The organism is Paludibacterium denitrificans (assembly GCF_009707705.1).
Classification (GTDB): Bacteria; Pseudomonadota; Gammaproteobacteria; order Burkholderiales; family Chromobacteriaceae; genus Paludibacterium_A; species Paludibacterium_A denitrificans.
In genome coordinates this window covers 467,227-491,619 of the sequence record NZ_WLYX01000001.1, presented here as the reverse complement: position 1 = coordinate 491,619, position 24,393 = coordinate 467,227, and the positions used below count along the sequence as shown (strand labels likewise).

The 24,393-nt window shown below is 53.4% G+C and carries 33 protein-coding genes and 2 pseudogenes; 10 read left to right on the top strand and 25 right to left on the bottom strand.

The window, feature by feature from the left end:
• Position 1: 1 nt before the first annotated feature.
• From GKE73_RS03465 to GKE73_RS25325, 25 genes and pseudogenes are all read right to left on the bottom strand, one after another.
• Complete coding sequence (locus GKE73_RS03465) at positions 2-3,490, bottom strand: tape measure protein (RefSeq protein WP_230369115.1); 3,489 nt, start codon at positions 3,488-3,490, stop codon at positions 2-4.
• A 33-nt stretch (positions 3,491-3,523) separates the two neighbouring features.
• Positions 3,524-3,754: a hypothetical protein gene (locus tag GKE73_RS03460; protein WP_230369114.1), complete on the bottom strand. Its 231-nt coding sequence runs from the start codon at positions 3,752-3,754 to the stop codon at positions 3,524-3,526.
• A gap of 102 nt (positions 3,755-3,856) precedes the next feature.
• Positions 3,857-4,033 (bottom strand): hypothetical protein, encoded by a 177-nt coding sequence (locus GKE73_RS03455; RefSeq protein WP_230369113.1) that lies wholly within the window; start codon positions 4,031-4,033, stop codon positions 3,857-3,859.
• Positions 4,034-4,057: 24 nt separating this feature from the next.
• Complete coding sequence (locus GKE73_RS03450) at positions 4,058-4,357, bottom strand: hypothetical protein (protein ID WP_230369112.1); 300 nt, start codon at positions 4,355-4,357, stop codon at positions 4,058-4,060.
• Positions 4,299-4,541 carry a hypothetical protein gene (locus GKE73_RS03445; protein ID WP_230369111.1) on the bottom strand — a complete coding sequence of 81 codons (243 nt, stop codon included), beginning with the start codon at positions 4,539-4,541 and terminating at the stop codon, positions 4,299-4,301. Before GKE73_RS03445 ends, GKE73_RS03450 begins: the two co-directional genes overlap by 59 nt.
• Positions 4,542-4,553: 12 nt before the next feature.
• The gene (locus tag GKE73_RS03440; RefSeq protein ID WP_230369110.1) at positions 4,554-4,730 is read right to left on the bottom strand and encodes a hypothetical protein; all 177 of its coding nucleotides are present in this window, start codon (positions 4,728-4,730) and stop codon (positions 4,554-4,556) included.
• Positions 4,731-4,807: 77 nt separating this feature from the next.
• Complete coding sequence (locus GKE73_RS03435) at positions 4,808-5,227, bottom strand: hypothetical protein (RefSeq protein ID WP_230369109.1); 420 nt, start codon at positions 5,225-5,227, stop codon at positions 4,808-4,810.
• Entirely contained in the window at positions 5,214-5,711 is a 498-nt protein-coding gene (locus GKE73_RS03430) for an HK97-gp10 family putative phage morphogenesis protein (RefSeq protein WP_230369108.1), read from the bottom strand. Before GKE73_RS03430 ends, GKE73_RS03435 begins: the two co-directional genes overlap by 14 nt.
• On the bottom strand, positions 5,711-6,034 hold the full coding sequence (locus tag GKE73_RS03425; RefSeq protein ID WP_230369107.1) for a phage head closure protein: 324 nt from the start codon (positions 6,032-6,034) through the stop codon (positions 5,711-5,713). The genes GKE73_RS03430 and GKE73_RS03425 overlap by 1 nt, the downstream gene beginning before the upstream one ends.
• Entirely contained in the window at positions 6,031-6,666 is a 636-nt protein-coding gene (locus tag GKE73_RS03420; RefSeq protein WP_230369106.1) for a head-tail connector protein, read from the bottom strand. Before GKE73_RS03420 ends, GKE73_RS03425 begins: the two co-directional genes overlap by 4 nt.
• A gap of 3 nt (positions 6,667-6,669) precedes the next feature.
• Positions 6,670-6,831: a hypothetical protein gene (locus GKE73_RS03415; protein WP_230369105.1), complete on the bottom strand. Its 162-nt coding sequence runs from the start codon at positions 6,829-6,831 to the stop codon at positions 6,670-6,672.
• Positions 6,828-8,170 (bottom strand): annotated as a pseudogene (locus GKE73_RS03410) (phage major capsid protein). The gene GKE73_RS03415 and the pseudogene GKE73_RS03410 overlap by 4 nt, the downstream one beginning before the upstream one ends.
• Positions 8,171-8,280: 110 nt before the next feature.
• Positions 8,281-9,393: a S49 family peptidase gene (locus GKE73_RS03405; RefSeq protein WP_230369104.1), complete on the bottom strand. Its 1,113-nt coding sequence runs from the start codon at positions 9,391-9,393 to the stop codon at positions 8,281-8,283.
• Positions 9,390-10,253, bottom strand: a pseudogene (locus GKE73_RS03400) (phage portal protein). Before GKE73_RS03400 ends, GKE73_RS03405 begins: the two are co-directional and overlap by 4 nt.
• Before the next feature lie 41 nt (positions 10,254-10,294).
• The gene (locus GKE73_RS22350) at positions 10,295-10,429 is read right to left on the bottom strand and encodes a hypothetical protein (protein ID WP_280954728.1); all 135 of its coding nucleotides are present in this window, start codon (positions 10,427-10,429) and stop codon (positions 10,295-10,297) included.
• A gap of 75 nt (positions 10,430-10,504) precedes the next feature.
• Positions 10,505-10,669 carry a hypothetical protein gene (locus GKE73_RS03395; protein ID WP_230369103.1) on the bottom strand — a complete coding sequence of 55 codons (165 nt, stop codon included), beginning with the start codon at positions 10,667-10,669 and terminating at the stop codon, positions 10,505-10,507.
• On the bottom strand, positions 10,666-12,075 hold the full coding sequence (locus GKE73_RS03390; RefSeq protein WP_230369102.1) for a terminase large subunit: 1,410 nt from the start codon (positions 12,073-12,075) through the stop codon (positions 10,666-10,668). The genes GKE73_RS03395 and GKE73_RS03390 overlap by 4 nt, the downstream gene beginning before the upstream one ends.
• A 275-nt stretch (positions 12,076-12,350) precedes the next feature.
• Positions 12,351-12,833, bottom strand: a complete 483-nt coding sequence (locus tag GKE73_RS03385) for a hypothetical protein (protein WP_230369101.1) — start codon at positions 12,831-12,833, stop codon at positions 12,351-12,353.
• Complete coding sequence (locus GKE73_RS03380; RefSeq protein WP_230369100.1) at positions 12,812-13,174, bottom strand: hypothetical protein; 363 nt, start codon at positions 13,172-13,174, stop codon at positions 12,812-12,814. The genes GKE73_RS03385 and GKE73_RS03380 overlap by 22 nt, the downstream gene beginning before the upstream one ends.
• A 946-nt stretch (positions 13,175-14,120) precedes the next feature.
• Positions 14,121-14,630, bottom strand: coding sequence for a hypothetical protein (locus GKE73_RS03375; RefSeq protein WP_230369099.1), 510 nt, complete (start codon positions 14,628-14,630; stop codon positions 14,121-14,123).
• A gap of 59 nt (positions 14,631-14,689) precedes the next feature.
• Positions 14,690-15,283, bottom strand: coding sequence for a hypothetical protein (locus GKE73_RS03370; protein ID WP_230369098.1), 594 nt, complete (start codon positions 15,281-15,283; stop codon positions 14,690-14,692).
• Positions 15,280-15,948 (bottom strand): hypothetical protein, encoded by a 669-nt coding sequence (locus tag GKE73_RS03365; RefSeq protein WP_230369097.1) that lies wholly within the window; start codon positions 15,946-15,948, stop codon positions 15,280-15,282. Before GKE73_RS03365 ends, GKE73_RS03370 begins: the two co-directional genes overlap by 4 nt.
• 229 nt (positions 15,949-16,177) lie before the next feature.
• Complete coding sequence (locus tag GKE73_RS03360; RefSeq protein ID WP_230369096.1) at positions 16,178-16,501, bottom strand: hypothetical protein; 324 nt, start codon at positions 16,499-16,501, stop codon at positions 16,178-16,180.
• Positions 16,502-16,549: 48 nt separating this feature from the next.
• Positions 16,550-17,161: a toxin YdaT family protein gene (locus tag GKE73_RS03355; protein WP_230369095.1), complete on the bottom strand. Its 612-nt coding sequence runs from the start codon at positions 17,159-17,161 to the stop codon at positions 16,550-16,552.
• 125 nt (positions 17,162-17,286) lie between these two features.
• Positions 17,287-17,514 carry a Cro/CI family transcriptional regulator gene (locus GKE73_RS25325; protein WP_376767267.1) on the bottom strand — a complete coding sequence of 76 codons (228 nt, stop codon included), beginning with the start codon at positions 17,512-17,514 and terminating at the stop codon, positions 17,287-17,289.
• A gap of 39 nt (positions 17,515-17,553) precedes the next feature.
• Between GKE73_RS25325 and GKE73_RS03350 the strand changes: the two genes are divergently transcribed.
• The 10 genes from GKE73_RS03350 (at position 17,554) to GKE73_RS03310 (ending at position 24,189) form a co-directional block, all read left to right on the top strand.
• Complete coding sequence (locus GKE73_RS03350; RefSeq protein WP_230369094.1) at positions 17,554-18,273, top strand: XRE family transcriptional regulator; 720 nt, start codon at positions 17,554-17,556, stop codon at positions 18,271-18,273.
• Between the two features lie 336 nt (positions 18,274-18,609).
• Positions 18,610-19,524: a type I restriction endonuclease subunit R gene (locus GKE73_RS03345; protein WP_230369093.1), complete on the top strand. Its 915-nt coding sequence runs from the start codon at positions 18,610-18,612 to the stop codon at positions 19,522-19,524.
• 703 nt (positions 19,525-20,227) lie between these two features.
• The gene (locus GKE73_RS03340) at positions 20,228-20,647 is read left to right on the top strand and encodes a hypothetical protein (protein WP_230369092.1); all 420 of its coding nucleotides are present in this window, start codon (positions 20,228-20,230) and stop codon (positions 20,645-20,647) included.
• A 435-nt stretch (positions 20,648-21,082) separates the two neighbouring features.
• Entirely contained in the window at positions 21,083-21,211 is a 129-nt protein-coding gene (locus tag GKE73_RS22345; protein ID WP_280954727.1) for a hypothetical protein, read from the top strand.
• 62 nt (positions 21,212-21,273) lie between these two features.
• On the top strand, positions 21,274-21,633 hold the full coding sequence (locus GKE73_RS03335) for a hypothetical protein (RefSeq protein ID WP_230369091.1): 360 nt from the start codon (positions 21,274-21,276) through the stop codon (positions 21,631-21,633).
• A gap of 13 nt (positions 21,634-21,646) precedes the next feature.
• The gene (locus GKE73_RS03330; protein WP_230369090.1) at positions 21,647-22,219 is read left to right on the top strand and encodes a P-loop NTPase family protein; all 573 of its coding nucleotides are present in this window, start codon (positions 21,647-21,649) and stop codon (positions 22,217-22,219) included.
• Entirely contained in the window at positions 22,206-22,400 is a 195-nt protein-coding gene (locus GKE73_RS03325) for a hypothetical protein (protein WP_230369089.1), read from the top strand. Before GKE73_RS03330 ends, GKE73_RS03325 begins: the two co-directional genes overlap by 14 nt.
• The gene (locus GKE73_RS03320; protein WP_230369088.1) at positions 22,397-22,579 is read left to right on the top strand and encodes a hypothetical protein; all 183 of its coding nucleotides are present in this window, start codon (positions 22,397-22,399) and stop codon (positions 22,577-22,579) included. Before GKE73_RS03325 ends, GKE73_RS03320 begins: the two co-directional genes overlap by 4 nt.
• Before the next feature lie 429 nt (positions 22,580-23,008).
• Positions 23,009-23,332 carry a hypothetical protein gene (locus tag GKE73_RS03315; protein ID WP_230369087.1) on the top strand — a complete coding sequence of 108 codons (324 nt, stop codon included), beginning with the start codon at positions 23,009-23,011 and terminating at the stop codon, positions 23,330-23,332.
• A gap of 296 nt (positions 23,333-23,628) precedes the next feature.
• Positions 23,629-24,189: an Lcl C-terminal domain-containing protein gene (locus tag GKE73_RS03310; protein WP_230369086.1), complete on the top strand. Its 561-nt coding sequence runs from the start codon at positions 23,629-23,631 to the stop codon at positions 24,187-24,189.
• Positions 24,190-24,393 lie beyond the last annotated feature (204 nt).

Below are 24,393 nucleotides of genomic sequence, written 5' to 3'. Positions count from 1 at the left end.
GTTATCCCTGTTTGAGATTGAGCATCCGGGCGGCAGCGGTCAGCTGGCTGACGGCATCCTCACTGCCGTGCATCGTCACCGGGTCACTGATTCCCGGAAGATGAATGTTGATGGGCGTCAGCGCTGCCGGTGTCGCCGGTCGCGACAACCGCTCCGGATCCGGAAGGTTCAGGTTGTCAGTGAGGGATGGGAGAGACCCGACCAGTCCACCGGTAGCAAACTTAGGCAACCGGCGTTGGTTGATCGCCTCCATTAGCTCGGGGCCGTAATGGCCGACGGCCGATGCTGTCATCACAAACTCACCGTTGGATAGGCGAGACAGGATGCTGTCTGACGTCCCCGTACCCGGGCCAGAAATCAACCCACCCTCGGCATTGGCCTGAATGGTCGGCAGGGAATAGGGCGTGGTAAGCAAGCCAAGATCCTTGCGGGCATCCGTCAGGTACTTCCCATCCGGCCCGACAAATTGCGTCGGGATCTGGATGGGTCGCTGGCGCGCGGCTTGCTCAAAACTGGCCATCAAGCTATCCAGATCCCGCATGCCTTTTTCGGTATCGAAGCCGATCTGCAGGTTTTTCACCGACTCGGCGGCCTGCTTTAACGACTCGATCTTCGCCATGACTTCTTGCAGCTTGTCTTTGGCAACGCCTTCCGTTTTGGCATCAAAGCCATCCTGCAAGGAGCCAGCGCTCTGGTTCATCCAGTCATATTCGCCCTTGGTGATCTTCCCTGCCTCACGAAGCTTGTCGATCACATCAGACAGTGACTGGAATTGCTTTTCCGCCGCGGCGGCGTCTTGCTGGTACTTGCGCAGGTCTTCATCTTTGCCGGACTGCTTGTAGGTAGCGAGGCTTTCTTGTGCCTTGCGGGACAGGGAAGAGGCTTTAGCCTGACCTTCAAAAAAGTCTGTCGTCCCCATGTCCTGCGGGTCTTTGGCCTTTTCTGCCGGATCCGTGCCTTTCTTACCGGCCCAGGCGTCCTGATGCTTCAACCGGGTGTCGGTGGCCTGCTTGAGCAGATCGTTGTACTTGTCGTACAGCTTTTGCTCTTTGGCCAGCGATTCGGCCAAAACAGCTAACTGGCTGTTTTTTACGCCTTGAACGCTCTTGGTGTAGGCATCCTCGATCTTGATCCGCTCATCCATATACTTCTTGAGCGCATCCAGCCCCTTTTTGTACTCGGCCTGCCCGGCAATATTCGCCTTATACTCCGCATCTTTTGATGGATCACCACCCTGATCACGAACCGTTGAAGCCCTTTGTTTCGCTTTGACTTCATTGATCTTCATCGACCGAGTCAGATCATTGCCATAGTCATCAAGCTGTGGCTTTGTCATACCAGCCAGATCATCACGGCTATAGACAGTGGCATATTCACCCGGATGAAAACCAATTCGACCAGAACTGTCTCGCTTTACGGCATCATTCTGAAGGTCGATATAGTCCTGCATCAGCTTGTTACGATCGGCCAGTTTTTTAAGCTGTTCTTGGAGATATGGTCGTGCGACGAGATAGGCACCGGCAAATGCAACACCGCCAAGAGCAATAGCACCTGCTGCACCAATAGCAAGGCCGGTAAGAGATTTTAAAAAACTGGTGGCAATGGTTACAGCACCCACTCCAACTGCACCACCAACAACCTCCTTACCATTTTTAGAAATCCCTGCACCAGCATTTTTAATCAAACTTTCTTCAGCGGCTTTTGATCCAGACTTGGCAAACTGCTCACCTTCATAGCTGGCTACAGTTTTTACGGCTTGTTTTTCATTTACCGGTAAGTTTTTTGCAGTTCCACTGATTCCGCCTGCACTACCGCCAGTAAAATCCGCTGCTCCAATTTTCTTTATCCAGTCGTAAGCATCCTTAGCCTTTGAAGACATCTTGATGAGGTCATCAATTAGATTGGCCACAACACCCGTTGCTTTAAACCCGATATAGACAGCGAGAACCGTCTCAATTGCCTTACGATGCTCGACAAGAAAGCGGGCCGTACCAATCGCAACCTGACCCAATATCTTGATTGCATCAGCAATATCATGAGCAAGTCTCGATAGATCGCCGGTTTCCTTCATCTTGTTCAGGGTATCGGTCAGATCAGTGATTTCCTTCTTGGCAAAATCCAGCAGGCCAGCCTGACCAATTTCATCAAGAAACATCTTCCACAGGTCAACAGCATTGGACACCACGCCATTCCACGTTTTCATTTGCGCGGCGGCGGCCCCAGCGGAGTTTTTCTCCATGGCATCCATCAATGCCTTGATGACATCACGACCAAGCTGTCCATTACTGGCCATGGTCTGCAACTCGGCGGCACTCTTGCCAAGTTTCTGGCTAAGCAGATCCCAAACCGGAACACCGGCTTCAACGAGCTGCATGGCCTCCTCACCCTGCAGCTTCTGTTTCGACCATGCTTGGCCTAATGCCAAAGTGATGCGCTCCAGCGTCTCCTGACTACCACCCAGCGCCGCAGACTGGTCAATGGATGCCTGTAGCGACCCGCGAGTCGGGTCAATCCCGAAGTTTTTCAGGCGGATATAGGCTTTTGTCAGGCCATCAACCTGATATGGCGTGGAAACAGCAAGATTCTTTACATATTCGAAGGCACGAGCACCACTGTCTGCTGACTTTTCTACCGAGTTCAGCTGAGTTCGCAAAGTCTCAAACTCACCAGCGGTAGACAGGATGCTTTTTGTTAGGCCAATTGCAGCTGTCAGCGAAATGATGGAAGTTGTAACGGCGGCAATTTTCCCCACCGACGTATGCAGGAAACTGGTTGAAGGCAATTCCCCATACATCTCATTCTTCAGTTCAGCAATCTTTGCTTTGGCAGACTGAGCCGCGCGGATTTGCTCCACCATACTCATGGAGCCAGATTGCGCCAGACGATTATAAGAGGCCTGAATCTGCACGATTTCCCGCTGGATATCGCTATCCGAACGGGTGCCGATATTTGATCGGGCGACATCCAGCTTCTTACCAGAACTGATTCGGCTCATGACGGCAGAAATACGCTGTGACATGGCCTCTTGCTCAGCAGCAAGGTTCTTCGTATCGACCCCGGCTGCTTGCAGCTCATGGCGCATGTCCTGCAACGAGCCACGGGTCTTTCCCATACGGGTTTCAGCCTTGGCCAACTGACGCTTGGCGGCTGCCAGCTGGGTTTCCAAGTCCTTGACTGGCTTCTCTACAGAAACCAACTGGGACTTGTAGGCCGCCAGTGCTTCCTTATTTGAGGTGTACTCACTAGCACTTTTCTCCATCGCCGCTTTATGCTGACTCAGCGCGGAAGTGGCGATATCCAGTTGCCGTTTGGCCTGTGCGATCTCCCCTGCAAAATCTTCCGCTGTACCACCTGCCCGGATAGCTTCCTTACGGATACCGGTATAGGCGGATGTAGCGGTTTTCAGGGCTTCTTCCAGCGGTTTTAATGCCGAGCGCTGATGACTTATCTCAACCTCACTTTGCCGGGTAGCCAGTTCGGTTGCAGCCATGGCCTGCTGGAATTTTTGCAATGGCACTGGGCGCTAAGCCAATGCCGCTTGGTACGAGTTTGTCTGTTCTTTAAGTTTGAAGAACTCTGCGGCGGCAGTCTTGGCGTCCTCTTTCAGCTTATCAAACAGCTCCATACGAGCCGCACGGGATGACATGCCGGACAAAGCGCCCTTGAACCGGCTTTCAGCAGAAACGACTTCCTTCAGGAATGGTGAGGCGTCACCAGACATAACCATGCGGATAAACATGTCATTGCTTGCCATGGGAAGCCTCCTCAACAGCTGTCATGAAGTAGGAATAGGGATAGGAGATAACATTTGTATGACCAAGACGGGTCATCGCGGCCAGAACGGTGTCAAACGCTTTCAGGCTCTTGCCTGGTTGAGTTTTTCGAGCCGTTCTTTCAGTCCGAAAAAACCGGGGTTTACCTCTTTTGCCGCCTCAACAACGATCTGCAGGTCAGACGGAGCCATATCCTCCATCTCTTGCTTGGATAAACTGCTGACCTTCGACAATGCAGTCAGCGTACAGTCGCTAAGCACCAGCGAGTCAACCAGGTCAGAGGCTTACTCCATGAATAGGTCACGTACATCTTTCACTACCAGTTCACGGACAACTACCTCTTTACCACCATCAAGGGTAATCAGCTTTCTAAGCATGGAAGCTCCAATGAAAGCCCCGCAGTTACGGAGCTTTCGGTCATTCGTTAAACTTTGGTATCCATCACCACGACGAAGTAGCGCGACTTGGTTAGGCTGAGTCTTGTCCACCAGCGCAGAACCCTTGATCTTCAGCGTGGCAAAGTCATCACCGATCAAATCCAGGGCTTTCGGCTGGCGTCGGCTTGAAGCGATGAACAGTGACATCGACACTGGCGCCAGACTGCGCGTCGTTCATACCTTCAAAGATCAGCGTGTATTCTTTGCCCATGGCCGTCAGGGCTTCGATCGTGGCCTTGCCTGTTGCATCATCAACGATGACCGTACCGTTCAGGGCCGGGCCGATGTTGGTAAGACGACAGTTCGCGCAGATCCATCTCGACGCTGACATCCTTGATGCGCGTCATCTTGTTCCGGTACCACCACCGCCATTGGTGTAGTCGGTCAGCGTTTTTTCATCAACGCTCATCTTCAGAGACAGGGCAGAGCAGTTACCGACGGGTACCGGATCGGCATCAGCAAGCTTCAACTTGACGGCACCACAACCGACATAGCTGTATTCTTGAATCGGAGCAGACATTTAGCGGGTCCTTACATAAAAAAACCCGCTGATAGCGGGTTATAGGCAAAAAAATCCCGCCAAGGCGGGTTAGGGGGTTAAGGCTGTCCGGCCTCTCGGCGGTACTTGATTTCAATCGTCAGATCGACCAGATAAACCAGCTCTTCGGGGTTGTAGTCATGCACTGTTTCCCCTTCCTGTACCTCGATCACGCCTTGCTGACGCGCCAGCCGTCGATCAGCAAATAATGCCGTGCGAAGGGCATTCAGATGGGGTTCCATGCGGCTATACAGCTCGCCGCTGCTGGCATCGATCATCGTCGAGATCACGATCTTGACGATATCCAGCCGCGTATTGAGCTTCTGGTTTTCATTCGGAACGTTTTTCTGGACGTGGATGACCGACAGTGGCGCAGCAACATCCTCCCGCCGGACATTCAAGCGTCCAAGTGCAACGCGTCCTTCCAGCGGGCCTTCCAGCAAGCCATAGACCAATCGGGCAATATCAAAGGTTTGCAAGGCGTTCTCCCACCAATTTCAGCATCGTAGCCTGTACCTCAGCCGCGACTTGCTCTCTGGCTTGCTCGCCGACTTCTTCGACAGCAGGGGAAAGGAAGGCATGTGCAGGCATTTTGCTCGTCCCTTTTTCCTGAAATCGGCCATAAAAGGCCGTGACGACATCTACCTTTCTACCAGTGCTACGCTTTGCCGAAAGCCGGGCATTTTTGAGTGTGCCGTTACGGCTGCGTTTTGCCCGGGTGGCCACCGTCACAAACCCAGTGAGCGGATCGCTGCTGCGAACATTCGTCCGGGCAATGATCTGGGAACGCAGGAAACCGGTGTCTTTAGGCGCATCAGCCTTGGCACGGCGCTGGATGATCCGCATCCCAGACAGCAGAGGCTTACTCAGTGCCCGGCGGTCATCCAGAACACTACTGATGCCATGCAGGCGAATAAAAAGCTCACCCGCACGGGGATCAATCTGAAGCTCAACATCGGCCATCAGTCCATCATCCTCAGCAAAAGCTCCATCTCGGATCGGGTACCCATCCGATCGATCGGTTCATTCGTGATCAGGTAATAGCGGTCACGGTGTTTGACCCGCATCCCGGCATGAATGCCATTGCGCCAGCGCAAATAGCCACGGGCATCGATTTCGCTGGTGGTCAGGTCATTGATCTTGTCCCGACCGGTCAGGTCTGAGATGTTGGCCCAGATTCGAGGCAGGACAGGCTCCCATTCATCCAGCCGTGACTCACCAGACAGGTTCTTGCCCTTGGCCTGTTTTTCGATAGTGATGCGATGTCGAAGCTTTCCGGCTCTCATAGCGTCACCTCGCGCAAGGTATAGGGATCAAGCAATGAATCGACAAATCCGCCGGGCACTTCCGTCACAGTTTGGCCAACCACAAACCGCTCGCGGTACTCATACAGGGTCCCGATGGTAAAAAGCAGCCATTGCCGGACGTCTTCAGGCACGTTGTCACCGGTTTCAGCCAACCCTGCCTTATAACGAATCTGGATGGCATTGGCGACGGCATCCACATGAGGCCATAAACGGCTGGAGCGGTGGAGGTGACCGTCATGGCGAATGGCACCACAGGCTGGCGCCAGGTGATGCGGCTTGATCTGTAGGGCAGGCGGCGAGGGCAAGGCATGGAAGTCATGCCGGGGAAATGGATTCCCGCCAATCGACAGGGCAATGTCCGTAACTTCAAATGCTCCAGCCGTTTGCAAGGTCAGCCGGGGAACCGCTGGCCATTCGGCCAACGTCTCCATATACGTGGCTGTCAGGACCGGTCCACGTATCCGTTTCTCACACGCCCTTACTGCGGCCTTTTCCAGCATGACAAGCAGCGAATCATCTTCCGTCAGGTCATCATCGATCCGGCATTGCCGCTTGATGTCGGCCAGTTCCAGCACGGATGCCGTGCTGCGTTCGATCAACACGGCAGACATGGCTTAGTCCTTGGCCGATTTTTTGTCGGCCTTATCGTCTGCCGGGGCCTCGTATGCCTCGGCAATCTTGGCTTCAATCAGCTTGTCGGCCTTGTCATCGTCGAAACCGGCGATATCGCTCGACGTGTAGAGGGCGTAGGGTTTCAGGAACTTGATGATCTTCATGTCTTTCTCCAGAAAGGATTCGGCCCGCCGTAGCGGGCCAACCGATTAGGCGCCCCGGTGACGCCGGTACCGACCGCGATGGATTCAACGTGACGCGGACCAAAGTCATGTTTGGAGATCACCCGTACCAGCGTCTGGTCACGCTGGAAGGCGCTGACCATGTTGCCGTCGGAATCCTTATAGGTCGCTTCTTTGGAGAAGTCGATCATCAGGGTTTCATCTTCACCGATGAAGCAGTCGTTGAAATCAACGAAGTACAACTCGGATTCCTTACCAGACTGGCCGAGGTTGTTCGGGATCTGGGTGGTTTTGCCGATCGGGTAGCCTTTCAACTGGCCTTGGGCCATCTCCGGGTAGACCTTGTTACCCTTCAGGTCTTTCAGGCCTTCCGGGAAGCGGAAGGTACGTGGGGACATCAGCCAGCCCGGGGTGACCATGTTGGCATCGACGCCTTCCAGTAGCAGGATCAAGCTGTTCAGGAAGATTTCGATGGCTTGCAGAGCGGCGGCATCAATCGCATCAATGGCCGGGGCGGCCAGCTGGTTACCGGCAATGCACCAGAAACGCAGACCTTTAGGCAGATTGCCGGTCCCGTCGTCACGGATGAAAGCCTTGTCTTCGCGTGCACCGATGGCCGAGGTCAGGTCACCCACGATCAGCTGATCGATACCCGGACGCACGCCAGAGTAGGCCAGCAGATCATTACTGATCGGCACCGGGCGGCCATTTTCTTGGACGACAGCTTCAGGTCATCAAAACTGGCTTCAGTCGTCGGTGCATCGCCGTCCGTGCCAATGTAGCCAACCGATGCACCGCCTTTCAGGCGCGGGATCGTCAGGTTGCCGTTATTCAGCGGAACCGAGCGGGTGCCCATCTTGCGGATAACTGCCTTCGGGCGCAGCAGTTCAATGACTTCCTGAGACATATTGCTCGGGATCAGCACACCACCCGCACCGGGCGTGGCCGTACTCAGCGCGGCGGCGACATCCGCGCCATAGCCGTTCTTGTCGGCAATATCCGCCGCCACATGGTAGTTACCTTGAGCCTGTACCAGTGCGGACACCATGCGTGCCACGCCAGCGCCTTTGACCGTAGGCGCTGCCGGGGTGGCCGGTACCTTGGTCGGCGTAGCAACCGGTGCCGTGGTGACTTGGGTAGCAGCGGCCGCAGCCATCTTTTCAGCGGCTTGCTGGCGTTCCATCTTCTGGGTCAGGGAATCGAACTCGGCTTGCAGGTTTTGCACTTCGCCCAGCTGCTCCGCCGACAAGCCGGTACCCGCGGCTTCGAGGCTGGCCGGGGTTTGGGTACGGGCCGCAATTTCGGCGCGACGCTGCTGCATTTCGAGATAAGTCATGTAGTGTCTCCACAAATGAAAAACGCCACCCGTAGGCGGCGGCAGAAATGAAAAAACCCGCCTTGGCGGGATTTCAGTTGATACGCCGGGTGGCGTTAGAGCTGGGCTTGCATGGCCTGAGCCGCGGCCCGGGCCTGCATACGCATGATCTTTTGCGGCGGTTTGCTCTGGCGTTGGGCGGCCAGATCACTGGCAATGCGGTTGACGGCGTCTTGCGGTGCTTCAATGCGGTCAGCCAAACCACTATCGATGGCCTCCTGACCAAAATACAGACCAGCCTGAGTGGCAATCACGGCTTTGACGTCGAGATTGCGATACTTGGCCACACGGCCGGTGAATTGGTCATAAGCCACCTTGCAGCGCTGCTCCATGACGGCTCGGGCCTGGTCAGTCAGCGGCTGGTTCGGGTCACCATCGTTCTTGTGGTTACCGATAAAGATGGTGGTATAGCTGATACCTTCCATTTCATTGGCCTTGCTCAGATCCGCATGCTGCATGATCACCCCGATACTTCCCGCGCCGGACGTTTCGCTCATGACGATTTCGTCGCAGGCCGAGGCGATCAGGTACGCGGCGCTGAAGGCCTTGAAGTTCACCAGTGCGGTAATCGGTTTGATGCCCCGGCAGCTATAGATGAAGTCGGCCAGCTCCATGCAGCCCGCGACTGATCCGCCGCATGAGTCGATATCAAGGATGATGTGACTGATGCCCGCATCATTGAGTGCGCACTGAATCTGGCTGCGCAACGACTCATATGCCGTCATGGTCTCGCACATGTCCAGCTGGCCGATCCGGGAAACCAGTACCCCGTAGACCGGAATGACCGCGACGCCACCGCCGTACACCGGGTCCGGCGTCGGCGGGTCAAGATCCAGCGTGTCTTCGCCGTCATCTTCCATCATCCGGGCGCTGGGCATCGCCATGACGATATTCATGTTCAGCTGTTTTTTAGCCCATGCCACAGCCGTTTCAGCCATCGAAGGCAGCACCATCAACGGGGTGTTGAAGATGTGCCCGGCAATCAATGGGTAAGAGCGTGATTTCATGTGTTCCTCACTGCGCAAGCGCGCGTTCAACTTCTGCAATGGCCTCGGCACCGGGCTGATAGCCCTGTGGGACGTAACCTCTCCAGCCGCCATGTTGACGGGCTGCAGGTATGTGTCACCGCCCGGGATGGGCGGCAGGTTTTCCAGGGCGGCGGATGTCATTGACGGACAACCATCCCCACTGGCGGGCCGTGGCATAGGCTGCGAACCGGCTCGCCCTGGTCACCACGCAGCAGGCCGGACACGTTGTACTCGATGTAGTAGTCCCGGCGATCCTTCGGCAGCAGCAGGTCACGCGCCATGGCTTGCTCACGCCGCCGGATCCACGGCATCAGGCAGTAGACGACAAACTCAATCGCTTGCTGCTCAATGTTGTTATTGGTTGCCCGGTCCAGCAGACCAACCTTGTGCGGTGGGACCTTGAAGATCTGCGTGATTTCCAAAGATGAAAGCTTGCGGGCCTCGATCAGCTGGGCATCCGAGTTCGTCATGGCCAGAGGCGAGAACTTCAGGCCGTCTTGCAGCACCGCGATTCCCCCGGCGTTTCTGAACCCGGCGTACTGCTCTTGCCACTGCTCCCGGGTCTGTTTCACTTTCTCGCGTGATAGCGGCTCAAGAATCTTGTCGCCTATCATCGCTAAGCCGCTCCAGCACGCTTAAGCCAGATTGGTACCGGAAGCAAACACCGCACTGGCGTGGCCATTGGTGGCCAGAGCCAGACCAAGCACGTCGCAATGCAGGGCAACCGGGCTGGCACCCACGTATCCGTCGGTAGAGAACCACCGCACATGGTGGACATTCCGCTGAGGCAGTAAGTCGCTACCATTAAACTGGTAGTAGGGCAGGTTGTCCGAGCCCTTGAAGACAGAAACTTTCTTCGGATCCCGGGGAATCAGTGCGGTAGGGCGCCCATCTTGCCCGCGCTCAATGAATGAGTAGCTGTTGCCGTGCGTCCCACACCAGACCTGTGACAGCTCGGTGAACTCGTAGGCCGTCTGCCAAGCGTTCGGCTGTTCGTGCACCAGGGCTATAAACCGGGTGATCAATCGCCCGGTCACGCTGATCACCTTTCTTTTGGTAAAGCTCGCACGGCAGCTGCGCGGACACTCTCCGCGATCAGGCTGACGCAAGCCTGATAGGTGACCAGTGACAGGGCTTTTTCCGGGGTAACCGTGATGCTCGGCAGCGCTTCGTGCATGCCCGAACAGGCTTGAAATCCAACCCGGATCCGGATTGCCTGACGTTTGAACGCCGAATTGTTGCGATATAAACATCAGCCTCCCTTCGCCACGCCGCGCGCGGTCAGATACGACCACGTCAGCGCGAACGTTCCGCCCACGATCCATCCGGCAGCCGGATGGAGGAGGGCCGCGCCAACCGTGACCGACGCAGCCCCGACAAGGCCGACAGACAGCGTGAGTTTGTCGATGAGTCTCATAGGTAAACCTCGTCTTCGTAGGCCAGTCGCACCGTTTCCTCCGGCGCGTGATACATGGCTCGGTTTAGCGCCATAACCAGCGCGACGATGCCATCGATACGCTCGCGTGACCTTTTCTTGTTGGGTCGATAGTTGTCATTGGTATCCCGTAAAACCACGACGTTACCGGCCATCCAGCGCAATACCGGTTGGCCGCCATGCGCGAACCCACCGGCCAGTATCTTGGCCTCCAACTCTTTGGATGGCTCAGAAAGGTTCTGGAAGTTTTGCGTCAAGGCGACCATTTCCATGCCATCTTCCATCAGTTCGGTGGCGATCTTCCCGGCGTTCCACGCATCGAAGCCGATAGACTGAATTTCGAAGGAAGCCGCATCATCGATGATCTGGCGACGAATAGCCTCCTGATCGATCTGCGTCCCTGCTGTCGGGATGATGTAGCCATTCCGTGCCCGGGCGGTGTAGCTCACCCGGTCCTTCTGGTCCCGTACCAACATGTTGTCTTCCGGGATAAAGAAGCGGCAGAGAACCACCCATTTTTCGCCCGGCTTTTCTGGCGGGAACAGCAGAATCCACGCGGCAATGTCGGTTTTACTGGCCAAGTCCAGACCACCGAAGCATTTCCTGCCCCGCAACGCCTCGATATCAACGGAATCAGCGTTCTTGTCCCGGGCGTCCATAGACAGCCAGCTCTCGCTGACTTGCGTCCAGATATTCAGACGCTTGGTCAGAAAGTTGTTGAGTGCGGCCGGAACATGCCCGGCCTTGGCCGCCTGGGTGCGTAATTCATCCAGAAACACCGACACACCAAGGTTTGGGTTGGCCTTGATCCAGTTGGACTCATCGAACCAGTCATCCCCTTCATCCAGGGTGTAAATCACCCCGCCGAAACTGTCGTCATCAAGCTGCCCCTCTAGAATCTGGATAAGGTAGTTGCGTTGTTCCAGACAGATGGAGCCATCCTGATTGAAACCTGAAGTGGTAATGGCGTGCATCAAGCTGCGCCGCCGGGCACCGCGTGCCGTGTCGATCACATCCCACAGAGCACGTGACGGGTGCGCATGCAACTCGTCGATGATGGCGCCGTGGACGTTGAGGCCATCCTGTGTGTTGGCATCCGCACCCAGCGGGATGAATTTGTTGGCCGTGCCCGGGATCCACAGCTTGTTTTTGTGGTTCTGGATCAGCTGGCGTAGCGCTGGCGACTTCGCCACCATCATCTCGGCCGCTGCATGCGTAATCTTGGCCTGTTCCAGCTTGGTAGCCGCGGTATAAACCTGTGCGCCAGCCTCCTTGTCAGCAGAAAACAGGTATAAGCCAAGCCCGGCTAGTTTGGTTGACTTGCCGTTCTTGCGAGCGACTTCTTCATACCGGTACGAAAACGCCGCGTTCCATCCTCCCGGTACCACCCAAACTCAACCGCCAGCCAGAAAGCCTGCCAGTCCGCCAGCTCTACCGGCTTGCCCGCCCATACACCTTCGAAGTGCCGAAGCAGTATTTGGGGAAGAATGACAGTACGTGAGCGGCCATCTCCGGACGCCAGACCAGACCACGCTCCACTTGCTGCTTCAGGTCACGGTAATGCCGCTCAACCGCCAACCGGGCATAGCGGCCAACCTTAACGCGCCCCTCCAGAACGTCTGAACCGTACTTTTCCCGGGCTGTAAAACATGACAGGCCGGAATTAATCCGGCCTGTCGTTGATGAAGTTGAGCAGTTCGACGAGTTCCTCGCTTAGAACCCGCCCCTTGCTGAGAGCTTTGTTCTTTGCGCATGAGGCCACCGTCATTCCGTTTTTCTTGAGCATTACGCGGATCTGCTTGGCAATTTTTGGTCGGTTATAACTGGCGCTAACCTCATAAGGGCGCCCGGTATCCTTGGCCACAGCGAAGATCAACCCCTTGTTGGTATCGATCCATTCCTTGCAGGCCAGCCAGTCCGCGAAGGCGGCACAGATCAACCCCAATGAGATTCCGGCCGTAGAAAAATCAAAGCCGCTGGCAATAAGCAGCGGCTGCATGTCTTTCCAGAGCTTTCGCTCCGTTTTTGTGAGTTTCCATGGCGGCTCATCCGGCAGGGAGATGCCACCACTTTCTATCCGGTCCAACATGTCGAACGGGTTCGCTGCAAAAAGATCACCATTAATCAGGCGATCAATGGCCCGCACCTGGCAGAGATGACAGTCAGCCCGCCTTCTTCCAGATCGTTCAATACCTCCGATCTGGCCCGGCGCTCTGCACGGCTTTCATCGGTCTCAAGCGATCCGCCGTTACTGTCTTCGTCATAGCGCCATCCGATTTTGTCGATGTTTTCGACATGGGTTCGCCACCCATCTACCTTGTCAGCCAACAGGGCGATCTGCAGAAGCGCTGATGCGTAGTCCAGTCCGGCTTTATCGAGCGCGCGGATGATGTAGCGCCACACCTCACGCGCCCGTTTTGTTTTTAAAAAGGCGGGTGGCTTGGGTATCGCGCCAGAACCGGCCTTTTTGGACGTTTCCAGAGCCATAGCAAGCCTTTCAGGGATTCATTGACTTTCAAAGAGAGAAATTGAGAGTTTCTGGATCGATGAGAGGATTTAGACCCCCCCATGAATTTTCAGAAAAAAAACACAGACGTTTAGGCACGCGGTACCGGAGGACCGACTTCCGTGAAGGATTTGACCCCCTACCCCCTAGCCGCACCATCATGGTGCGTTACGGGTTGGCGAGGCCAACCACCATTCGTCGGACCCATCCGGGCAGCGATATCGCTCATATCGAACCAGCTCATAGGATCCTCGTAACCCGACGTGCGGTCGGAATCCATATTCACCTGTCGGTTTGCACGGAAGGTCAGGGTCACACCCAGACAACAAAATGACCATGATGAGCAGGTACTTGGTCATGACTTCCTCCGGTTGCCAAACCCACGATCCTGACTGGACGTCTTGGTTGAGTGGCACGAATGGCACAGGGCTTGATGGTTGCTGGACTCAATGAACAACGACCAGTCACCACAGTGCGGAATGATGTGATCACAATCCGTCGCCCGATTGACGCAGCCCGGTGTGGCACATCGGAATAGGGCAGCCTTTAAGCAGGCAGAACGACGGGCATACCAGATCTTCGTCTTGTACCATCGACGAACTCTTGCCACGTCCTCATCACTCATCCGCTTCTTGTCAGCCTCGCGCCGCACCTGCGCCAAATGCTCGGCACAACAGCTACTTCCCGGCACGGCCATTTTTCTGCACCCGCGACTGGTGAACTTGCAGGGTCTAGGTGGGGCAAATGGCATGGCTCAGACTCACAAAAGAAAAGCCCCAGCACTTGGCCGGGGCTTCAAACTGACAACAATGAGGAGATAGCTAACGCTCGAAACACAACAAAAAAGCCCAAGGGATTAACCTTGGGCTTTCTCTGGTCGCACCTGTGGCGGTGTTGAAGGCATGTTATTGGCGGATTTTTACTCTGTCAAGCGGGCGTCAATTCCATACCGTAAATTTTTTCCAGCAGCGGCTCTAGTTCACCACAAGCCGCAACTAGCCATCCATGAAGCACCGCCTCAACATGCTGGCGGTAGAAGTTCCCAGCTGTTTCATGGTGGATACTGTTCTCCCGACCGAACTCACGAAACGATCCGAATCCAGTAAGCCAGTGGCGAACCCAATACTGTAGCCCCGCCTTTCCATACGCCATGGAATCCGGATCATGATACGCAACGAACGAAACCAGATCATCGAATACTCCATGTAGGAAAGCCATGCTCCCATCGTTCACTCGCGCCATTAGAACCAGGTTAAAACGGGCCTCAAGGCGGATCACTGCCTGCACAATCTCGCCAGCTTCCATGATTGCCAACTCTCGACCCCTCGCTGACTCACCACCACGCACCTCACCAAACGACGATGCCGCCTTTACTCCTTGAGCCGAAAAACGCTCGAAAGCAAAACGAACTGCACGCACTACATCACGATCATCCACAGCTATCTCCAAATGCCCGGAGAACCCCATTGCCGGATCAAGCCGGTCATTTTTATCGCCTACATGCCGAGGCGTTTTCTGATTTCTTCTATTGCCGCCTGCTGGACTTCTTTAGTCTGAAGCCCGCCACGGCTAGTAAGTCTTGGCGCTGGTCGTGGATCCGGATGATTCGGCCAGCGCAACACCTCAATCATCACATCAGCCCACCGGTTCTTGCATTGTTCCCATGAGCAGTTTCTGACCTCATACCATCCAAACCGATCGGCGGCCCAATACACTGCCGGATGTGACCAGGTGACAGCCTCACCGATCTGAAGCCGATAGGCATTAGACTGCGCCTCTTTGAATGCCGCTTCATAATCACGCACTGGAAAGCACAACCGGATAAACATCGGGACTGACAGCGGCGGCCAATCGAGATTGACCCGGGCATAATCCAGCGCCACATCCACCCCGGACCGATCAATACCACTTAGAGTCAGGGCCGTATCCATTTCATGAATCCACAACCGGATCGCGCCGTCATCCTTCAGGATACGCTCGACCATCGATGGATAAATGCCATACATCCTCAGCAGAACGTAATCGGCCAGCGTCTGCGTCCCGCATACCTCGCCATCCAACCCGTCAATTTCCATCAGGTCATGGCTCATTGCGCTTTACCCTTGAGATATCGAAGCACCGCACTACCGCTATCGGAGCCTGATTTTCTCGTGGGCAGTTTGGAGGATTGGCGATCCACCGGCTGTTTCACCGGCGTAAGCGCCACTCCGGCCTCAATGATCCGAATGGCGTAGCTGGACAGATACACAGGCGATTTTTCTCGTGCCATCGCTACCGCCAGCCTTACCTCGTCGGGGTCAACGTCGGTCACCGAGCACAGTCGCTTGAGCTGCGCCACTGCCTTGAGCGTCTGGACGTCGTCCCGGTAATCCCGCCCCAAAGCACCACGGAATGCCGCCAGCGCAGTTTGGTACGTTGCAGACTCGACTGGCCCGGAATTTCGAGAGGGCATCACCTCAGCAGAAGGCTCGTTGCCTCGCGCACGCGTATTAAACACAACACAACTAACATCAGATATGTCGTGTTCATGGTGTCGGTTCAAGTCGTGTTCATCACCACTGCAATGCGCCTCAAACCCCTTTATTTGTTGGCGTTCTGGCGCTGCATCTGTGTCGTGTTCATCCTTCGTGTTCAAGTCGTGTTCATCTACAGGGCAAGACAACACAGCCATAGGCAAGCGAAGCACCAGCTTCATGGTCTCTTGCGGAGCCGATGCCCGCTTAACCAGTCCAACCCGAATCAGCTCCTCTATCATGGCGTCAATCTGCAGCAGGGTAGGTTTCCACGCCCGGCGCTTGCTCCCTCTTGGCGGAACGTACTGCACATTAATGGCAAGCATCCCCCGGCTGATGGCATACCCACGCCCGACAATGCCCGTCTGAAAATCCATCGTTGGCCGAAGGCATTGGACATATAGCCGATACGCCCCAAGGCTGCACAGCTCTAACGCCTCAAGCTCTTCATCTGATAAACGGATACCCATATCAACCTTTTCCTATTGCGGCCAGCGCACGCTCACGGCTTCCCGCCCGGCTTGCGACGGCATCAAACCCTTCCTTCACGGCCCGTTCCACATTCATCCGGTAGCCCGCTCCATACAAAAGCTCCAGTCGCCTGAGTTCACGACGCCGTAGATCGACGCCGCCAGTAATGCCGCGAAGCGACACCACATACGCGGCATCCCGCGCTATGTCGCCACTCTCAAGCACCCAAAGCTCATCCGACACGTCGGCGAGCCTCCTCCTCACGATCACGGATAATCCCGGCAAGCAGGCTCTTCGCTGCTTCAACCATTGCCCGGCGCTCATCCTCTTTTGATCGGCTTGGCGCGTGTCGAAACCGACACCTCAGCATCATCAGCCGCCGCTTCTGGAATTCTCTTTGCACCGCTGGTCACTCCCGGCCAACATGGCATTGACGTGATCCAGCGCATCACGCTGGGACGCAATCGCCTCCTCAAGCTCGATCTTTGCACTCTGCAGCGTGTCAGCCGTCATCCGGTCTGCCACCCGCGCAAAAGCCGTCACCCCTTCACCCGTTTCTTTGGTCAAGGCCACCATCAGCGAAGAAACAGCCGTGTCCACCGGCACCGTATGCAGGATGGAAACATCAAGGCCAATTGGCCGAAGAATCTCAGAGGCCGCTTGCAGACGCAGATCCATCGGCAGTGCCTGCAAGACAGCAGGAAGCAGATTGATCGGAAGCAGGGTGGAATCCTTGGTCTGATCATCCATCCAGCGGGCAAAGCGCTCGTTGTTCGTTCGCATGACTCGCACCGCATCTTTACCCGGAACGTGCTGCTGAAATTCAACCAGCCAAACGCCATCAAACCCAGTGTTGTAGTAGCTTTTGACGATTTCGTCAGATGCCGTATCCATGGTCCAGTGCTCGCGCTGGCGCCACGTCTGCAACGCATCGCGCAACACACCAACTACCGTTTTTCGTGGACGATTCCACAATCTATTCATGGCACGCCTCGCTATAGTGACAACAGATGCCACGGCATCTGATCGATGTAAAAAAACGCCGGAGAACCGGCTAAACCGCACGCCCTGGACGGCACGCGGAGAGGGGGAAATCAATGAAGGTGGAGCTAATCATTTTCTCGATCGGTTAAAGCACCCAATGCACAACCGGTCGTGCCGTTAGATTCCTCCTCGCATAACAGCGACCATGCCTCAGGTTGCAGCACTGCGATCCTTCCGATCGCAGCGAACGGAAGATCATCTGGCCACTGACGAACAGCAGGCCCAGAAACCATAAGCGCCGCAGCAGTTTTTGCTACGCCACCAAAGTGCGACACAACTCGATCCTTCTTCATGGTGCGGATTATAAGCACACTTATAGAGAACTTCAAAGCATGATTACAGAGTTGCAAGATAAGCTCACTTACATGACAACACTAAGTGAACGCGTCCTGCTCGCCCTCGAATCGGCCAAGATGGATCAGTCTGATCTGAGCCGAAGAGTTGGCGTCTCCTCGGTAGCAGTGAACAACTGGTGCACTGGAGCAACAAAATCTATAAAAGGTGAAAACCTGTTAAAAGCAGCAAGCGCTCTTGGGGTAAGACCTGATTGGCTGGCATATGGAACCGGTCAAATGCTGGCGACAAGAAACGAGAAAAGTAAAAATACAGAAAATGAACTTAATTTAGCCCCTGACCTTATTTCATTTAGTCAGGTTCCTGTTGTTGGTCATGCACAACTTGGAGATAACGGGAATTGGGCTGAGCTTGAATACCCTGTTGGTAGCGGAGAGGGTTTTGTTGAATGGCCAACTAAAGACTCTAATTCCTATGCGTTAAGATGCATGGGGAACTCTATGACGCCAAGAATAAAGCAAGGGGAGTTTGTTGTGGTTGAACCAAATACTTCATACATGAATGGTGATGAAGTAATGGTAAAGTCTATTGATGGTAGAGTTATGGTCAAACAATTTTTATACGAGAGAGATGGAACTTACTGTTTTGTCTCTATAAATGAAGACCATCCTCCAATTTATATTAATATCGAAAATATAGAAAAAATCCACTTCGTAGCAGGTATTGCGCGAAGAGGGCAATGGCGTCCAGCCAGATAAAAAATATTCCCGCTTCTGCGGGAATTTTTGTATATTGACAATTTTATGCATTTGTCAATTTAGTAGCTTTTGATTATACATTCTGGGAACGGGGAATAATATGAGTGGTTCATTCAAGGATAGAGTTCTCTCACATGTTGAGCACGTTAAGAAAGTTGGGGAAATGTGCACATCTGAAGAGACCACAAAGCAAGCTTTAATACTTCCTCTTCTTGATATTCTTGGATTCAGTGCGTTTGATCCATCAAAAGTTAAAGCAGAATATCAAGCAGATTTCCCAGTGTAAAGAGTGGAGAAAGAGTTGATTACGCACTCTTCTGTCATGATGTTCCAGTCATGTTTGTTGAGGCAAAGGCTTTTGGGGAAAAGCTAGTAAACCATTGCCCTCAGCTATCAAGGTACTTCAACGCGACACCTGAAGTTGCTGTGTCTGCAATAACAAACGGTAGGGAGTGGAGATTTTTTACTGATCTAAATAATAAAAATATAATGGATGAGTCACCATTCTTGACAATTGATATTTATGAAATATCAGAATCAGATATACAGCAACTTCTTAGATTTAGGCATGATCAGTTCCAGCCTGATGCATTAAGAACATTGGCAGAGGAAAGCATATATTTATCAGCATTCACAAAAGCTATTAGTGATAGCTTGCGCGATGTTGATCAGGACTTTGTTAAGTATGTAGCAGGAAGGTCAAGCGTTCAAAGGCAATTAAACCAAAAATTTGTAGAGTCTATAACTCCGTTAGTTCGGCAGGCCGTAGAACGTTCAGTAAGTGCAATGGTTGTTTCTGGCCTTTCATCAAGTGGCTATAAAGAAAAATCTGATGAAAATGATGAAAAACAAAAAGAAGTCTCTACTGCTGTAGCGGATGTTGTAGATCCTGATAATTCAAAAATAGTAACAACTGCATCGGAAATTAAAATTTATGAGAATGCAAAGTTAATACTTGGAGATGATGCGGATATCCAGTACAAAGATACTGAAAGCTATTTTACTGTTCTGTGCAAAGGTAAAACAAATAGGTGGCTTCTAAGATATTTTGATAATAAACAGAGGCCAAGCATACAGTTTCCATTTGAGTTATCTGAAGAATCTAAAAAAGAAATACTTAGGGCTGGGCTTGATATTGGAGCAGGTGATCAAGTTGTAATTGATAGACCGGAAAACATCCTTAGACTTCCCGGGCTAATTTTTGATTCATACAGCTATTGTTCAAACGACGAAAACTTCAGAAGAAAGTAATTTTAAAAAAACAAGGGCTCGATCATCGCGCCCTTGTTTTTTTATTTGAAATAATTTTTAAGATAACGCCCCACCATCGCCCAATCGCCAACCAACATCCTGCTTACCACCTACCGCCTAGTAAGTCCATCTAGCTAGATCTGTCGGCTGATCACGCTAAGAACATTGCCATGTAAGTACACTTAACATTTTTCTTGCCTTGCGCTGTAAGTGTACTTATACTCGCTTCAAGTCAGCACATAAGTGTAAGCCACGCAAAGTACCGCGTACCGCTAAGACTCCGGCGAGACCCGCAAACCGGACGAGTGCAAGGGGTTCAGCCAGACACGGGGCGCAAACCGTAGCACTACTGGCGACCACGGCCGGGCGACCAATGAAGGACGCGAACCGGTGGAGTTGTCCTTGGAAACAGGGTCAACACAGCCGCACACTTCAATTTTTATGCAGTGTTTCTATCAAAGTCAGGTGGGCTTTAACCGAAGTGTGCGGCTGTGTTGGTGAATGCGTAGGCTGATGCGCTGACCGCTTGACGGATGACCCGCATCTGAATGGCGTGAGACTGCCGACGTGGTGAGCAGAACAAGCCGGAGATCAGCACCGGCCACCAACAAAAGCTGACAAGACAGCATGAGTCGCGACGATATGCGGGCCGTAACACAAAGGCCAAGCGTCTATGGACGGCAATAGGGCTTGCGCAGGGCGGATGGCAAGCTACTGGCCTGACTTTGCTGGTGGGAAAGAAACCAGCCCCAACACATTCGATTTCTTCAGTCGAACAATTCTCTACCGAGGCCCTGCCATGAAAGTCACCATCGAAGATGTGAAATTTGCGCTTGCTCGCTTTGCCATGCTGTTTCCGTTTCACAACGAGGAGCACTTGATTAAAACAGCCGATATCTGGCTCGAGCACTTCCATGGAATGGAAGCCAGCGAGTTCAAAGCAGCATGCTTAAGCGTTGCGAGGAGGAGCTTATACGGTTTCCGGTACCGACTGATATTTACCGAAACACCCCAGGGAACAGCACAGAACTTCATGCCCGTGCATTGCGAGCATGGGTGTGGATCGCCCACTTCTTTTGGCTATATCTATATATCGAACTCCGCAAAGCCAATAAGCTTTTAGTACCAATACGCATACAGGCTATCCCGGCTGCACGCGGCAGACGAAACGTTGAGAAAGTATCGGATGACCAACACGTATGGCGGTTGATGCTGAAAGCCAGACCTTCCCCGAAAGGCGATAGCGGTCTTTAGTAGAGCATACCCGGTAGGAATCCGGCAGCCGCCATCCGTGTTGGTAGTATCTGCTCCACAAGGAAACCGTGTGGCCGGAAACGGATGAAACGGAACCGAATCCAGAGGAGAAACAAAAGGGCCAGCCTCAATTAAATGGCCGCCGCAATGGATTTGACCGGCTCGAAAGTGAGTCAGCTGCCTCCCACGAGGCAGCGCACGGATAGGGGTTTTCAAAGCCTCTATCCGTGCGGAAACGCACCGGAAAGGCCGGACATTGGACACGCCATTGGCTGTCCATTTTTTTATCTATCAGGAGAAGAACATGGCAATGGAACTTATCGATGTAACCGATGAAGCCGTTTTTGAGTTGCGCAGTGCAGGATGGGTGATCAAGTCCCCCATCTTCCGCAATGGTCAGGTGGTTTTCCCGGTATTCAAAAAGAAGCGTTAAAAACCGCCCTTGATGCTCATGAGCATTGCATGAGCATCTTATTAGCTTGAAATGAGCAACAAATGAGCGACATGGACGCATGGAAGCGGCAGGCAGCGCAGCAGGTCAACGCCATCCAGCCTGCCAGTCCAGAGATCAGCAAAGCAGCTCGCATTCGCGCATTACTCCCTGAAATCGAAGAGGCTATGCGCCGCGGTGTCAGCCAGTCCGACATTGTTGCCACATTGGTCGACACCGGCTTGGTCATGACGCTAGACGAACTCAGGAATGCGATTTACCGGGCGCGCAAACGACAGAAGAAAGGTCAGAAGATTGAAGCGATCAAAGCCACCGCACCAGAGACGGCCAAGCAAGCAACCATCAAACACAAGTCTGCGCCAAGTGATTTCCGCCAGCAGCGCGACAAACCCCTCAACTGGTAATCAGGAGAACACCATGCAACGAACTGCTCACATCACCCTGCAGGGCAAAGGCGGCTGCTTTAAATCGGGCATCACCGCACTGGTAGCCCAGTACCTTGCAGCCAATTCCCCGCGCGTTCCGCAGTGCATCGACACCGATCCGGTCAACCGAACTTTCTCGCGCATCACCGCGCTTGGCGTGAAAGGACTGGAACTCCTCAACGACCACCAGCAGATCGACAGCCGCCAGTTCGACACCATGATCGGCAACATCCTCGACCATGATGGGGACACCATCATCGACACCGGCGCCGCTGTGTTTGTGCCGCTTAAAGCCTACCCGGTAGAGAGCGATGCGCTGGGCCTGCTCGTTGATGAAGGCATCCGGCCGGTTATCCATGTACCGTTGATTGGTGGGCTGGATTTTGTGGAAACGGCGAATGGTTTATCCGCCATCCTTGATGATCTTCCCGACGCGGATGTGGTCGTCTGGTGCAACCCATTCTTTGGCCCTGTCGAGTATCAAGGGCGAGGGATTGAAGATAGTGCACTCTACCGCGACAACAGCCATCGCTTCGTTAAGCATCATCGACATGATGCGGACTGATCCAAATACCTTCGGGCAAGACATCAGCGAGATGCGCCGCGACGGGCTGACCTACCTGCAGGCCATCCAGCATGACGGCTATACCGCCGTCGCCCGCCACCGTTTGAAGCGTGTGTGGGCGTATTACTCGATGAAGCTGGCATCCATCAACCTGATTGATATCCAAGGGAAGAGTGTATGAAACGCTTCTATCCGCAACGCGATTACGTGACGATTCGTGCCGATATTCGCGCGAAAGAGCTTTCTGGAAAGCACAAGCCGATTTACTCCCCTCAAGAGTTACGCCAAGCGGCAGCCCGCCGGGAGATTGAAAACCGGAGGATTGAGCGTGAAGGCGCCACCGGGTATTTCCCGCTATAAGGGGGAAGCATGCTTAAAGTGGCGATCATAAAGAACTGGCGGAAATATCGGCTACCGCACGTCATGTGTGGGTTTGTCATGGAATCTGACTTCTCATGCTTTGGATCCGCTGTAGTCACATTCGGAGACGGAAGCTCCATAACGTGCGATGACCGTGACGACCTGATCATCACGGATATCGATGAAGAAAAGATACCTGAGTAGGGCTATGTATAAGTCAAACAAGGAGCTTGCCCATGAGTATGGTCGGCAAGCATGGCGGGCTGGACGGATTTGCAGCCCATTTTTATCCCGGCGCATGCGAGACATGATTGCCGGGCGGCCAGCTGGCGATCCGCGAACGATAGAAGAGCTGTCTGCATTTTCTGACGGGTATATGGCTGAATCCGAGAATAGGGCATCACGATGAACCTCTACACAAAAACGGCATTGCAGCTGACCGAGGCATTCCAGCGCGACATGGATAAGCTGAACCGAGACCTTGCACGGATCATGGAAGCGGAAAAGCTGGCTGCCGCATTCAGCGCAGGCGGCGTTGCCACCACTGCCTGCTACAGCTTCCCTCATGGCCTTAGCCTGAAAGCCACCATGCCAATCGAGGTGATTGGCGATTCCATTAATACCCTGCATAAGCTTGCTGCAGAGTACGGAAGAACGCTGGTGAATGAGCGAAATGCTCGTTACGTACTGGTGGCCGCTGATCATCGCGAAATCAACACAAGCTCCATTGAGCTATATGTCGAGGAGATTTGATGACCTATCAGGACTACGGTGAAGACCATCATGTCATCCCTAGAACCGACCCCATTGGCGAGGATGACAACCAGGAATCAGGATCCGGAGACAACCCAGATTAAGCCCACGAAAGTGGGCTTTTTTATTGGCTGCAATCGCCAGTGGCGAGCGCCACGCTCACTTACCAACTGAGCGCCGTCCTCTGATAAAGCCGGAAAGGGCGCTCACCACTGGCGAAGTGTATTGACTATTGCTAACAGAAAGCAATAAATAGAAACTATATTGATCATAATGGTCAACATAGAGAAACAGATATGCTAGAGAAAATTTATTCCAACAACATTCCCATAATCGGCAGCCCATTAGCCGGAGGCTTCTATGCCGGTCGCTTCCGTATTGGAAGAATACGATTTGCTTTGATAGTTTCACCGAACGCTAATGGTGAAACCTTTGGAATTTGGGGAAAATTCGGAAAGGATATTAATGGAGCTAACAGTCCATTCGATGGAATGTCCAATACTAAATCTATGGCAGATTCCGGTAGCGAAATTGCAAAATGGGTTCTTGGACTGACTATTAACGGCTATTCAGACTGGTACTTGCCGAGTCGAGATGAGCTAGAAATCTTATATAGAAACTTAAAGCCGGGTCGATGTCCGAACCGCTGTGCATTCCGAGATGGTGATAATCCTAGCAGCATGCCTCCGGGGTTCCCATATACATATCAATCACCAGAACAGACTAAAGCAGAATCCTTTCGAGATGGTCAGTCTGAAGCATTCAAAAGTAACTGGTACTGGTCTAGCACGCAGTACTCGGAATTAAGCGCATGGGCTCATTTCTTACCCGATGGTTATCAGCCCTGGACTCCATAAGGACTTTAAGCTTCACGCGCGAGCCGTACGAAAGATTCGCATCAGCAATCGATCTATTAACCAAGATCATGTCAGCGCTAGAAATAGCACTGCATGAACTTAGTTAATCGATGACGATTGAATTGCTACATAAGGTTGGTGGCCGTAAGCCCAAGCGAAATATACCCATTGTCTTTCAGGTAAAGATGACCGTCTTTTGCAATA